This is a genomic window from Flavobacterium sp. (assembly GCF_029242675.1).
Classification (GTDB): domain Bacteria; phylum Bacteroidota; class Bacteroidia; order Flavobacteriales; family Flavobacteriaceae; genus Flavobacterium.
In genome coordinates this window covers 1-12,745 of record NZ_JAQWTM010000073.1, presented here as the reverse complement: position 1 = coordinate 12,745, position 12,745 = coordinate 1, and the positions used below count along the sequence as shown (strand labels likewise).

The window sequence follows — 12,745 nt, the reverse complement described above, 5'->3', positions numbered from 1 at the left end:
TTAATTCATCCTTTATGTGGCAACGGAATGGCCATGGCGATTCACAGCGCTAAAATTGCTGCAGACTTAGTCATGGCTTTTAAATCTGGCCAAATTAAAACAAGGGAAGTACTCGAAACTAAATACGAACAACAATGGAAGTATAATTTTAAGAAACGACTTGAAACAGGCCGATTCTTGTCTCGATTATTAGAGAGAGAAAAACTGGCATCAATGGTATTGCGTATATTGATTGTATTCCCATTCCTACTTCCCTTAATTATAAAAAAAACGCATGGTAAAGCAATTTTATAGCCCTAATTTATGTTTATAAATACAAAATACAGGACAGAGGAACCCGAGATCATGGATGATTTTGCTTTAGAGGGCGAAGTCTTGCGTGACGCTTTAGATAAAATTGCAAAAATTAATCAACTGCTGGGTGGAAACAAGTTAACTTTACATGGAGTTAAAAAACTAATTAGAAAAATCCCAGAGGCAACTGAAATAACGATTGTTGATATTGGTTGCGGCAACGGAGATATGTTGAGAGCATTAGCTGATTATGGATTGAAGCACAACCGAAAGTTTAATTTAATTGGTATCGATGCAAATAATTTCACCATTAAGCATGCTGCTAGTTTATCAGTAGCTTATAAAAATATAAGTTACCGCTGCGAGGATATTTTTGAGCAAGCTTTTGATGATTTGAAATATGATATTGTATTATGTACATTAACCTTACATCATTTTAAAGATGCCGAGATTCTTTCAATCATGAATACTTTTTATAAAAATGCAAAACACGGCATCATAATTAATGATTTGGTTCGAAGTGCACTAGCTTACCGCTTATTTCAAGGATTATGCTTCGTTTTCAACCTAAATGACATGTCGAGAGAAGATGGACTAATTTCCATTTTAAGAGGTTTTAAAAAAGAGGAATTAAGCGCTTTTTCGAAACAATTACCAAAATATTCTAGGACAACTGCTGAAATTATTCCTTTTCTTGATGCTTGGCTTTCAGGTCAAGACGAACGGTTTATTCGGAAAGTAAAAAAAATATTTGAAGGCGCAGCAGTAGATAAACGGTATTCAATAATGGATCCACTTGAAGTATTCACGAATACCTCTTTTGAAGAACGCAATGATATTTACACTAGAGAAGTAATTGATTTAGGCGAAAAAGTATTGCAAAAAGCCTTGGATAAATCAGGTTGGGATCCTAAAAGTTTGGATTATATCATTACCGTGAGTTGCACCGGAATAATGATACCATCTTTAGATGCATATCTTATTAATAAATTACAACTTCGACAAGACATTGTACGATTACCTGTAACAGAGATGGGCTGTGCCGCAGGAATTTCCGGAATCATCTATGCTAAGAATTTTTTAAAAGCAAATCCGGGTAAACGTGCCGCCGTTATTGCAGTCGAAAGTCCCACGGCTACATTTCAGCTAAATGATTATTCGATGTCAAATATTGTAAGCGCTGCGATTTTTGGTGACGGTGCAGCTTGTGCGCTGTTGTCTTCGCATCCGGATGATAACGGACCTGAAATTCTTGCCGAAGAGATGTATCACTTTTATGACAATGAGCACATGATGGGTTTTAAACTCACTAATTCTGGCTTGCAAATGGTTTTAGATATCGAAGTTCCGGACACCATTGCTTCTCATTTTCCGATGATCATTCATCCTTTTTTAGAAAAAAGCAACTTGAAAATTACGGATATCGATCATTTAATTTTTCATCCTGGCGGAAAAAAAATCGTGCAGACGGTGGAAGATTTATTTGCCGATTTAGGCAAAAATATCGACGATACGAAGGAAGTGTTACGATTATACGGAAATATGTCCAGTGCTACCGTTTTATATGTCTTAGACCGGTTTATGGAAAAGAGCGATTTAAAAGGGACTAAAGGATTGATGCTTAGTTTTGGACCTGGTTTCTCTGCTCAAAGAGTATTACTACAGTTTTAAGTGAAATGAATAAGTAATAGTAGAAAATAAGTTTTATGACTAGCGAACAAATTCTTTCAAAGTTACCGTATTCTAAGCCGTTTCTATTTGTTGATGAAATTTTAGAAATCAGCGAGGAGGGTGTAAAAGGTTCTTATCTTTTTGATCCCAATCTTGACTTTTACCAAGGCCATTTCAAAGATAATCCGGTAACTCCCGGAGTGATTCTAACCGAAGTTATGGCGCAAATTGGAGTCGTAAGTCTGGGAGTTTATCTACTAAACAATACAATTAATAAAAAGATTGCAATTGCTTTAACATCAAGTAGTATTGATTTTTTAAAACCAGTATTTCCTTCTGAAAAAGTTGTAGTTACCTCCGAAAAAAATTTACTTTAGATTCAATAAATTGAAATGTAAAGTAGAAATGAAAAATGAAGCAGGAAATGTGGTGTGTAAGGGAGAAATTGCAGGTATGTTGGTGTCAAAATAAAAATATAAAGCATAATATTATTTTATAAAAAATGAAAAAGCGAGTTGTTATAACGGGTTTGGGTATTGTTGCTCCAAATGGAGTAGGACTAGATGCGTTTACAGCAGCCTTAAAAAATGGGGAATCAGGCATAAAGCATAATGCCGAATTAGAGCGATTGCAGTTTTCGTGTCAAATTTCAGGAACACCTAAAGTAACAACCGAAATGGCTTTGAATTATTTAACCGAATTAGAACTGAGAAATTTTAATTCATCAGGAATTTTATATGGTTTGATAGCTGGTCTGGATGCTTGGCAAGATGCTGATCTACCAATCCATCACAATGAACAACCCGATTGGGATAGCGGAGCTATTTTTGGGACTGGAACATCTGGAATTGATAAATTTAGAGAAAGTATTTATAAAATTGATGATTTTCAAACGCGTAGGCTAGGAAGCACAGCGGTGGCGCAGACCATGAACAGCGGTATAAGCGCTTATTTGGGTGGAAAGCTAGGACTAGGAAATCAAGTATCAACCAATTCCTCTGCCTGTACAACAGGAGTCGAGAGTATCATGATGGCCTATGACCGAATCGTTTCCGGTCAAGCCAAAAGAATGCTTGCAGGAAGTACGAGCGATAGTGGACCTTATATTTGGGGTGGTTTTGACGCTATGCGCGTATGTACGTTCAAGCACAATGCTACCCCTGAAACTGGCTCAAGGCCAATGAGTGCCACGGCATCTGGATTTGTTCCTGGTAGCGGTGCTGGAGCGATGGTTCTTGAGGACTTGGAAACAGCATTGACAAGAGGAGCAAAAATTTACGGAGAAATACTGGGTGGAAATATTAATTCAGGTGGTCAGAGAGGACTAGGAACAATGACTGCGCCCAACCCCGAAGCTGTTATTCAATGTATCAAAAAAGCAATTGAAAATGCTGGTATAAGCGCTGAATCCATCGAAGCTATCAACGGTCATCTAACTGCAACGTCCAAGGATAGCCTAGAAATTACAAATTGGTCCAAAGCACTAGATCGCAGCGGTTTTGATTTTCCTTATATTAATTCTTTAAAATCAATGGTTGGACATTGCTTATCAGGAGCTGGTAGCGTTGAGAGTGTGGCTACAGTTTTACAATTGCATCATGGTTTTATCTTTCCCAATAGCAATTGCGAGGATCTACACCCTGAAATTACTGCTGTTATTGATGCATCAAGAATTCCGAAAGAACTGATTGAAATGAATTTGAATGTCATTGCTAAAGCTAGTTTTGGTTTTGGAGATGTTAATGGATGTGTTATTTTTAAAAAATATAAAGAGTAAAAAATATAAAAATGAATAAAGAAGCAATAATAGAAAAATTAAAAAATATTGTTAAGCCGTATGTAAGCAATCAAGAAGCTTATGAAAACTTTACGGAAGACACTGACTTTATAACTGATTTAAATATCAACTCAGCAAATTTAGTAGACATTATTTTAGATGTAGAGGATGCATTTCAAATACATATCGACAATGTATCCATGGAAAAAATGTTAGATGTAAAATCGACTTTACTAATCATCGAAACTAAATTAGCCGAAAAATGATTGGCAATGACGTTATTGATTTGGCTTTGGCTAGAAAACAAAGTAACTGGCAAAGATCGGGTTTCCTTGAAAAAATTTTCACGGTTAGGGAGCAGCTTTTAATAAAGTCTAGCACTAATCCTGAATTAGTAGTTTGGAATTTATGGAGCAGAAAAGAAGCAGCTTACAAAATTTTTAATCGTACAACGGGAACAAGAGCCTTTATTCCTAGAGAGCTGGAATGCGCTTATACCAATGAAAACGAAGGGCTAGTAATATGTAGAGGCAATTGCTTTTTTACGAAAACGTGTATCGAAGATGACTTATTATACACCATTGCAGTAACTAAGCTTTCGCATTTGGAAGCAATTACACCAATCCTAAATAAAGATTTGATTATAAAAATAGATGGCATTCCATTTGTCTCCTATCCGGATGCTACACAGCTTCATGTGGCTTCTGTGTCAAATCACGGTCGGTATTATAAGGCAATAACAATCCAATAAATTAGGATTTAGAAAAATCTATTTTAATCCTAATCTAGATTTTAATTTCAAAAAAAGCAACGCTATAGTATAGGCAGCTTCGGAAGAGGTGTTTCTTTCACTTTTTGCAACTTTGTAGGTGTCACCTAATTCATCTAAGGTAAATTGCTTATCCGTAATATCATTTAATTTTCGGTGCATGATATCGATATCCAGAGCTTCATTTTTCAAGCGCCCACAATCCAATCTTTCTAAGGTAGCATTAATCATATCTACATCAAAATCAATATGATGGCCTACTAATGTTGCATTTCCTATATAATCAATAAAAGACTTAATAGCATCAACCTCTCCAAGTTTGGGTAATGTACTTTCGATAATAAATTCATTTGACAAATGATTATCATGTAGAAATTTATATTGCAATAGTACTGCTTCAAAGCTATCTTTTATATAAATAGCATCGTCAATGATCGCAAAGGCGCCAATAGATAAGATAACATCTTTGCTGAGATTCATTCCTGAAGTTTCAGTAGAAAGCACCACGTAACGATTGGATTTCTTTCCAAATTTAGCCAAGTATTCTTTCCAAAAATCAGGTGATTCTTTATTTATCTGTTTTAACCAGTCTAACATATTTACGAAAATTGAGTTAGTTGAAATTTACTTTTAATTAGTTCTTCTAATTCCTTCATTGGCGCTAAAGCATTTTTCAATTTCTCTTTATCCAATTTAGAAAGTTCCTCTAAGTTGATGTATTGACCCGAGTTTTCATTTTTCAACCCTTCAAGAGTTCTAAATTTAGATAAAGTCAAAAAAGCCTCAGCACAATCTAAAAAGATTTCAGCATGTTTAGGGTCATTGATTGCCAATTGTTTAAAACGAACATATGTATTGTTGATACCGCGTATTCCATCACTCAATACAAACAATCGTGCACCATCTACCAAAGGCATAATGGCTCTGGTTTTAATGTCGAATTTGTCTTCATTGGGACCATCTTCTTCAACGATAAACTTTTTGAAAAAGCTCAAAGGAGAATTTTTTCTCAACGCATCGTTTCCTAAAAAATCATAAAATAACGTGTTATTCTTCGCATTTTTATAGATCACATCAGTAAATGCGTCTTCTATTTTTTGTTCTCCAAATACAAGTTCATAGTCAAAGAAAATACTACTAATATCATTACTATTTTCACCTGGAGTATTCATCCAGTTGTTGTATTGCTTTATCCAATCAGTCAGTGATTTGCACCAAGAAATAGTGCTTCCCATATGACCATTCGGGCATAATTCATATCCTACTTTTTCAAGTGTCGCAGTTGTCTTTTTACCTAATCGTACAAAGTAATCTTTAACCTCACGGTATTTATCTGGAGCCACATCCTCGAAAATCAAAATACTGTCTTGATCTGTCAATAACAACTGCTCTTTACGACCTTGACTACCAATGCTTAACCAAGCAAATCGAGCAGGAGGGGAGCCTAAATCTAAAATAGCCAATTCTACAGCCCTTTTTAGAATAGCAAAATTAATTTCGCTTGCAATATTATTGATATGCGGTAAGGGTATATTTTTTTGAATCGAAGATTGAATTAAATTGGTCAATCGAATGCGAATTTGTTTCAAATCTTTTGATGCATGTGATTTTTTTATTTCTTTAATCAACACTCCAGGATTACTTGCTTGAGCAGCAATTAAATTTTGCTCTGCAACAACTCCTTTAACCATCGTTTTATCCGTACCATCTTGAGTAACACACAAATGACTGACATTGTTTTTTAACATGACCAATTGTGCTTCGGCTAAAGAAACATTTTCAATAACGCAAACCACTGGCTTAGACATTATTTTTGAAATTGAATCAGTAATTACAAACCGTCCCGTTGCAATTTTAGAGCGCATATCAGCGTCAGTCACAATACCAACTGGTACATTTTGTTCACAAATAATTGCACTATTGATGCGTGTTTCCGACATTAATTGAGCGACTTCCTTAACGGAATTAGTAGCAGTAATTTTTAGAGGAGCCGTATTATACGATAAGGACTGAAAAAACTGAATTTCAGACTGTTGATCAGTGTAGCGAATAGAGTCAGTATTTAAATTACCATTATTATTAGTGGCACCAGAGGCTGGGTTATTAGCCGCAAAGCTTTCTAATAAATAATTCATTACCGCTGTATTGTTGTTTACAAACGATTTAAACACATCAATTGGAATAGCATAAACGATGCTTTCTTCACGCGCCTTAGCGGTCATTTGGTAATTGTTTTTTGCAAAAAAAGCTCGCAATCCAAAAATTGCGCCTTCATGACATTTATTTATAATAGTTTCCTCTGCATCAACAATAACTGATAAATGAATCACACCAGAGGCAACAACGTAAAAACAATTTTGCAAACTATCGTTTATTTGGAATAACGTTTTGTTTTTTTCCAAATTTAGAACACGTATGTTGCTAGCAATGGCGCCTAATTCTTCGAATTTTAGGTGATCAAAAGGTGTGAATTCTTTTAAAAAATCAGCAATTTGAGTAGCTATAGTATTCATAATGTTTGTGCTTCTTTTAGAAAGGCAAAAATAGTAAAAAATACAGTTTATAAATAATTCTGAAGTGTCTTTGGTCGTACTTTTATCAATATGGTAAGGATAGAAAGGTATTAGTTGATTATTAATAGTTGTTTTGATTGTTGAGGAACTCAAGATAACTATAATTAGTAGTTGTGGTTCATTAAAATCTCACAACTTAACTTTTTCTATTTTACATAATATAAATTATAGTTCATTTATATCTAATGCAGTTTTCAGTGAAATCATGTTATTTGTTCTGTATTTCAAATAATATACAGTTAACAATCTTTAATCAAAAAATTAGCTGTTGGATTCCAACATCGCAACAGCTAATTTATATCTACAATTTAACTGAATTATTACAACCAAGTAACAATATCGTCAAAATTACGTCTGATTTTGGCTTTCGCAGGATCGGCTTTACGATAACCAAGCGCTAACATAAATGACAATCCATACTTTGTTGTATCAACACCAAATTTTTCGTTCAATAAAGTTTCTGCTTTTTCTTGATGAAATCCTTCAATCGGACAACTATCTATACCTGTTAAAGCTGCAGCCGTCATCATATTACCTAATGCAATATACGTTTGCTTTGACGACCAATCAAATAATTTTTTATCAGTATCTAAATCAAAATCACGCTCTTGAAATTCTCTGTAAAATTTAGAATACATTTCAACTACGTCTTCTGGCATTTTTTTCACATCTTTCATCATCATTTCAATGTATTCAGAATCATGCTTAACCATGGGTGCTTTCATGGATAAACCAAGAACAAAATGACTTGCAGTATCTAATTTTAATGGCGCTCCCCAAGAAACAGATTTTAATAATTCCCTTAATTCCTTATCTTGAACTACGATAAAATGCCATGGTTCAAAACCAAATGAACTTGGTGATAAATGAGCTGTTTCTAAAATGAATTGCATATCAGCATCAGAAATCGTTTTTGTTGCATCAAATTCTTTTGTTGCATGTCTAAAGTTAAAAGCGTTTATAATATCTGCTTTCGCTATGTTTGGTGTGTTCATCAATTTTTGTTTTACTTTTTAACAGTGCAAATTTACAATACGATTACTACATCTTTATTGATCCATATCAAGTAGACTAAGATTGCACTGCCGAATCCTAAAAAGCTTATCGTACTGTTAATCAATCCAAATTGTTTTAGTATTCACAAATTCCCGAATACCATAAGCGGCTAATTCTCTTCCATAACCGCTATTTTTTACACCACCAAAAGGCAATCTAGGATCAGAAACTACAAGCTTATTCACAAAACTACTTCCGGCTTCTAACTGTAAAGCAATTTTTTCTCCTCGCGCTGCGTTGGCTGTCAAAACCCCCGAACCTAATCCAAATTGAGAATTATTAGCTAATAAAATAGCCTCCTCATCATCCTTAGCACGAATTACTGACGCTACAGGACCAAAAAGTTCATTATCAAAACCTTCCATTCCTGGTTTTAAATCAGCAAGAATCGTTGCTGGATAATAAGCTCCTTTTAATTCAGGTATTGTTCCTCCAAGCACTAGCTTCCCTCCTTGCGCGACGGTTTTCATCACTTGCTCATGCAACTCGTTGCGTAAATCAACTCTCGCCATGGGACCATAATAAGCAGCTTCATCAGTTGGTTCACCCATTTTTGCCGCTTCCATTTTTTGGGTATACAATGCTAAGAATTCATCATAAATAGCATCCAGAACAACAAAACGCTTTGCTGCAATACAGGTTTGTCCATTATTTTGTAATCTACCCAAAGTAGCAAGATCAGTCGCTTCCTCTAAATTGGCGTCTTCTAAAACAATATAGGCATCACTCCCACCTAATTCCATTACGGTCTTTTTCAAATTCTGACCTGCAATCGATGCAACGGAGCGCCCTGCAGGATCACTTCCTGTTAAAGTCACAGCAACGATATCCTTGTTCTCGATTACTTCCTTAACTTGTTTCGAGTCGATATTTAGGTTGCTAAAAGCATTTATGGGGAAACCTGCTTTTAAAAAGGCATCTTCGAGAGCCAGTGCGCAACCTTGCACATTAGAGGCATGTTTTAAAACACCTGTATTACCGGCCATAAGGGCTGGAACGGCAAACCGAATCACTTGGTAAAACGGAAAATTCCATGGCATAACCGCTAATACCACACCAATTGGCTGGAAAGTAACATAACTTTTAGTGGCCTCCGTAGGAATGATTTCATCTGCGAGTAAAGCAGCGGTATTATCGGCATAATACCTACAAATCCAAGCACATTTCTCTATTTCTTTGCGAGACTGCCCAATTACTTTACCCATTTCGCGAGTGGCAAGCTGTGCATATTCTTCTTTGTTTTCCTCCAAAACAGCAGCGAGTTGGTGCATTAGAACGGCTCTTTCTTGATACGTTTTTCGTTTCCATTGCAAATAAGCTTCTTTCGAACCCGTTATTTTTTCTTCTACTTCAGTTGCAGTTAATCTTTTGTATTTAGCTACTTCTTCTCCCGTAGCGGGGTTAATTATGATCGAATAGTCCATTTTTTTCTTTTTTAATACGAGGTTTAAAGTTAAATAATTATCAACCAACTCAAGAAAATGCAATACTAATTAATTGCTAATTTTTTGAAGTTGTTCTTTTTTAAATAAACGACTTTTAAAAAAGAAATTGAGCACTGATTTATTTCTTTTTTCGAAGCAAACGATTCGTTTTGCAGCTGAACCTCCCTCCTGCTGTTCGTTCTATCTTTGCTATCCGCTATGGCGGACCGCAAAGGATGTCACTGCCATCAGGGCTATAATAGAAAAGTATTTTTTTAAATCTCAATCGGATTTAGGAGTTATTTGAAAATTAAATTATTTAAGCGATTTCATATCAATTACAAAACGGTATTTTACATCATTACTTGTAACACGATCATATGCTTTGTTAATATCTTGCATATCAATCAATTCAATATCACTAGTGATGTTATGTTTTCCGCAGAAGTCTAACATCTCTTGCGTTTCTTTGATTCCACCAATAAGCGATCCTGCAATACGCTTACGTCCCATGATTAAGTTTCCTCCATGGAAGGGTGCTAAAGGCTCCACCGCTCCAACTAAAACCATTGTTGCATCGATTTTAAGTAATCCTAAATAAGGATCCATTTCGTGACCAACTGGAATCGTGTTCAATATAAAGTCAAAACTATTTTGGTGCTTTTTCATTTCTTCTGCATCCTTAGATACAAGAACTTCATGTGCTCCTAAACGTTTTGCGTCTTTCCCTTTCTCTGGTGAAGTCGTAATCATCACAACATGAGCTCCTAAAGCATTTGCAAATTTCACTCCCATATGACCTAAACCTCCTAGACCAACAACTCCAACTTTATCTCCTGCTTTTACTTTCCAGTGACTCAAAGGCGACCAAGTTGTAACTCCTGCGCATAAAAGTGGCGCTGCACCGGCTTGATCTAAATTTTCAGGAATACGCAATACAAATTTCTCATCAACTACTACTGAAGTTGAATAACCACCGTAAGTCTGCTTTCCAGAAATATGTTTGTCAGCACTATTATAAGTAAAAGTTGCTCCTTCTTCACAAAATTGCTCTAAATCATGTTGACATGAAGAACAAGTTTGACAAGAATCTACTAAACAACCTACACCTACCACATCACCAACTTTATAAGAACTAACGCCTTCACCAACTTCTACTACACGGCCAACGATTTCATGCCCTGGAACCACTGGATATGTTGATCCATGCCATTCGTTTCTTGCTGTGTGGATATCGCTGTGACATACACCGCAATAAGTGATATCTATTTTTACATCGTCTTTTCCTACTGCTCTTCTCTCAATGTTTAAGGGAATCAAATCTTCGGTTGGAGCTGTTGAACCATACGCTTTTACTGTTGTTGTAGCCATTGTATCTATTTTAAATATTAATTATTTTTTACGTTTTACTTTTTTAATCTTATGTAATTGAATACCAAAGTTTTCGTTCTTAAATATAAGACAAAAAAAGTGTTATTTTAGTATTTTCGGAGAGTTAATTAAATCGAAGCTGGTTCATAATCAGTGTATCCTTTGGCACCTGGTACATAAAAGGTATCTTGATCCCAAGCCGCAAGCTCTAAATTATTTTCAAAACGCTCTACTAAATCAGGATTAGAAATATAAGGCTTACCGTAAGCAACAAGGTCAGCGTAACCATCAGCGATTACTTTGTTTCCTTTTTCTTGATCAAAATTGGCATTGATCATTAATGTTCCATTGTACAATGGTCGGAAATGTTTAGCAATTTCTTGAACAGCAAAAGGAACATTTGATACATCAGTAAAAGGCTCTGATAAGTGAACATAAGCTAAATTATAGTCATTTAACTTTTTAATTATGTATTCAAACGTAGGGATTGTCTCTTGATCCATTTTCATACCAAAGGCACCATGTAATGATGGGTTAAAACGAGCACCTACTTTTTCTTGTGGCATCACTTCTAATATGGCGTCTAACACTTCAAAGAAAAAACGACTTCTGTTTTCTATGCTTCCACCATACTCATCCGTTCTAAGATTTGACGTAGCATTAAAGAATTGATGAAACAAATAACCGTTTGAAGAATGAATTTCAACTCCATCAAATGCAGCTTTCATTGCATTAGCAGCTGCATTTTTAAAATCTTGTACTGTAGTTTTAATTTCCTCAATAGTCATTGCTTTTGGACTAACTGTATCTTTAAATCCTTGTGGAGTATATGATTTTTCATTAGGATTCACAGCTGATGCAGATAATGGCAAAGCTCCATTGTGAAAATCAGGATGTGACATAGAACCTACATGCCATAACTGAATAAAAATCTTTCCGTCCTTATCATGTACTCTCTTAGTTACTTTTTTCCATCCTTCAACTTGCGCCTCTGTGTAAATACCTGGCGTATTGATGTAACCTACAGCTGCAGTTGATACTTGAGAACCTTCGGTAATTAGTAATCCAGCAGAAGCGCGTTGTTCATAATATAAACCATGTAATTCATCAGTTGGTACATTGCCCTCGTTATCCGCTCTACTGCGTGTCATAGGAGCCATTACCACTCTGTTTTTTAAGTCTAGATTCTTGCTATATGGTGTTAAAAGTTCTTGCTTTTTCATTTTTTTTGGTTGCTTTTAATTATTATGCACAAAGTTACGCTACCTCTTTAACAATGTTATTGACATAGATCAATTAGGACTATTTTAACTACAATTATTTTTTAGGAATGAGTATAAAAAAAGACGATCAATTGGTTTTGTTTTACCGCTGCGTTCCATTAACTGACATATTTTCAGTTATAAACAAAAGGAAGCTTTATTACTGTACAGCCACCTACAGAGCCTTAATGCTATTAATTTGGGACAAATAATCCTTTTTTTAAATGCATTTTAGGTGTGTAACCATTCAAAGTCATTTTTGGAATAGTTATGGCAGTGTTGTTATTAAATAATTTCAAACAGAAACTTTCACATTATATAAAGGAAGGTTTTAAAATTAAAAAATATGACTCAAGTTAAAGAGAATGCCACGGTAAAAGTACATTACACAGGTAAATTAGCAGATGGACAAATTTTTGATTCTTCAGAAGGACAGGAGCCAATTGCTTTTACCCTAGGACAAGGTAGCTTAATTCCGGGGTTTGAGAAAGGCCTTATTGATATGAAGCTTAATGAAAAAAAAACAATTAATATTGGTAAAGATGATG

At 35.1% G+C, this 12,745-nt stretch carries 11 protein-coding genes and 3 pseudogenes; 8 read left to right on the top strand and 6 right to left on the bottom strand.

Annotation, left to right across the window (positions count from 1 at the left end; genetic code table 11):
- From P8M54_RS02800 to P8M54_RS02770, 7 genes and pseudogenes are all read left to right on the top strand, one after another.
- Nucleotides 1-294: pseudogene (locus tag P8M54_RS02800) on the top strand (FAD-dependent oxidoreductase); the annotation flags it as partial.
- Between the two features lie 9 nt (nucleotides 295-303).
- Nucleotides 304-774 (top strand): annotated as a pseudogene (locus tag P8M54_RS02795) (class I SAM-dependent methyltransferase); the annotation flags it as partial.
- 96 nt (nucleotides 775-870) lie between these two features.
- Entirely contained in the window at nucleotides 871-1,965 is a 1,095-nt protein-coding gene (locus P8M54_RS02790) for a type III polyketide synthase (protein WP_300284846.1), read from the top strand.
- A gap of 35 nt (nucleotides 1,966-2,000) precedes the next feature.
- Nucleotides 2,001-2,436, top strand: a pseudogene (locus P8M54_RS02785) (3-hydroxyacyl-ACP dehydratase FabZ family protein).
- Nucleotides 2,437-2,467: 31 nt separating this feature from the next.
- A complete protein-coding gene (locus P8M54_RS02780; RefSeq protein ID WP_300284843.1) occupies nucleotides 2,468-3,742 on the top strand; it encodes a beta-ketoacyl-[acyl-carrier-protein] synthase family protein in 1,275 nt (424 codons plus the stop codon).
- An 11-nt stretch (nucleotides 3,743-3,753) separates the two neighbouring features.
- The gene (locus P8M54_RS02775) at nucleotides 3,754-4,008 is read left to right on the top strand and encodes an acyl carrier protein (protein ID WP_300284841.1); all 255 of its coding nucleotides are present in this window, start codon (nucleotides 3,754-3,756) and stop codon (nucleotides 4,006-4,008) included.
- The gene (locus P8M54_RS02770) at nucleotides 4,005-4,493 is read left to right on the top strand and encodes a 4'-phosphopantetheinyl transferase superfamily protein (protein ID WP_300284838.1); all 489 of its coding nucleotides are present in this window, start codon (nucleotides 4,005-4,007) and stop codon (nucleotides 4,491-4,493) included. The genes P8M54_RS02775 and P8M54_RS02770 overlap by 4 nt, the downstream gene beginning before the upstream one ends.
- 18 nt (nucleotides 4,494-4,511) lie before the next feature.
- Here P8M54_RS02770 and P8M54_RS02765 read toward each other — a convergent pair whose 3' ends face one another.
- The 6 genes from P8M54_RS02765 to P8M54_RS02740 form a co-directional block, all read right to left on the bottom strand.
- The gene (locus P8M54_RS02765) at nucleotides 4,512-5,108 is read right to left on the bottom strand and encodes a 3'-5' exonuclease (protein ID WP_300284835.1); all 597 of its coding nucleotides are present in this window, start codon (nucleotides 5,106-5,108) and stop codon (nucleotides 4,512-4,514) included.
- A 2-nt stretch (nucleotides 5,109-5,110) separates the two neighbouring features.
- Entirely contained in the window at nucleotides 5,111-7,024 is a 1,914-nt protein-coding gene (locus P8M54_RS02760; RefSeq protein WP_300284832.1) for a DUF294 nucleotidyltransferase-like domain-containing protein, read from the bottom strand.
- 380 nt (nucleotides 7,025-7,404) lie between these two features.
- Nucleotides 7,405-8,079 carry an NAD(P)H-dependent oxidoreductase gene (locus tag P8M54_RS02755; RefSeq protein ID WP_300284829.1) on the bottom strand — a complete coding sequence of 225 codons (675 nt, stop codon included), beginning with the start codon at nucleotides 8,077-8,079 and terminating at the stop codon, nucleotides 7,405-7,407.
- Nucleotides 8,080-8,196: 117 nt separating this feature from the next.
- Nucleotides 8,197-9,564: an NAD-dependent succinate-semialdehyde dehydrogenase gene (locus P8M54_RS02750; RefSeq protein WP_300284826.1), complete on the bottom strand. Its 1,368-nt coding sequence runs from the start codon at nucleotides 9,562-9,564 to the stop codon at nucleotides 8,197-8,199.
- A gap of 315 nt (nucleotides 9,565-9,879) precedes the next feature.
- Entirely contained in the window at nucleotides 9,880-10,935 is a 1,056-nt protein-coding gene (locus P8M54_RS02745) for an NAD(P)-dependent alcohol dehydrogenase (RefSeq protein ID WP_300284824.1), read from the bottom strand.
- 128 nt (nucleotides 10,936-11,063) lie between these two features.
- Complete coding sequence (locus tag P8M54_RS02740; RefSeq protein ID WP_300284821.1) at nucleotides 11,064-12,158, bottom strand: alkene reductase; 1,095 nt, start codon at nucleotides 12,156-12,158, stop codon at nucleotides 11,064-11,066.
- Nucleotides 12,159-12,543: 385 nt separating this feature from the next.
- Here P8M54_RS02740 and P8M54_RS02735 point away from each other — a divergent pair.
- A partial coding sequence (locus P8M54_RS02735) for an FKBP-type peptidyl-prolyl cis-trans isomerase (RefSeq protein ID WP_300284819.1) occupies nucleotides 12,544-12,745 on the top strand: 202 nt, incomplete at its 3' end.

What these genes read in the sequence shown, in the direction of transcription:
- P8M54_RS02740 (WP_300284821.1), bottom strand. Translation starts at nt 12,158, where the DNA reads ATGAAAAAGCAAGAACTTTTAACACCATATAGCAAGAATCTAGACTTA.
- P8M54_RS02755 (WP_300284829.1), bottom strand. Translation starts at nt 8,079, where the DNA reads ATGAACACACCAAACATAGCGAAAGCAGATATTATAAACGCTTTTAAC.
- P8M54_RS02775 (WP_300284841.1), top strand. Translation starts at nt 3,754, where the DNA reads ATGAATAAAGAAGCAATAATAGAAAAATTAAAAAATATTGTTAAGCCG.
- P8M54_RS02745 (WP_300284824.1), bottom strand. Translation starts at nt 10,935, where the DNA reads ATGGCTACAACAACAGTAAAAGCGTATGGTTCAACAGCTCCAACCGAA.
- P8M54_RS02760 (WP_300284832.1), bottom strand. Translation starts at nt 7,024, where the DNA reads ATGAATACTATAGCTACTCAAATTGCTGATTTTTTAAAAGAATTCACA.
- P8M54_RS02750 (WP_300284826.1), bottom strand. Translation starts at nt 9,564, where the DNA reads ATGGACTATTCGATCATAATTAACCCCGCTACGGGAGAAGAAGTAGCT.
- P8M54_RS02770 (WP_300284838.1), top strand. Translation starts at nt 4,005, where the DNA reads ATGATTGGCAATGACGTTATTGATTTGGCTTTGGCTAGAAAACAAAGT.
- P8M54_RS02780 (WP_300284843.1), top strand. Translation starts at nt 2,468, where the DNA reads ATGAAAAAGCGAGTTGTTATAACGGGTTTGGGTATTGTTGCTCCAAAT.
- P8M54_RS02790 (WP_300284846.1), top strand. Translation starts at nt 871, where the DNA reads ATGTCGAGAGAAGATGGACTAATTTCCATTTTAAGAGGTTTTAAAAAA.
- P8M54_RS02765 (WP_300284835.1), bottom strand. Translation starts at nt 5,108, where the DNA reads ATGTTAGACTGGTTAAAACAGATAAATAAAGAATCACCTGATTTTTGG.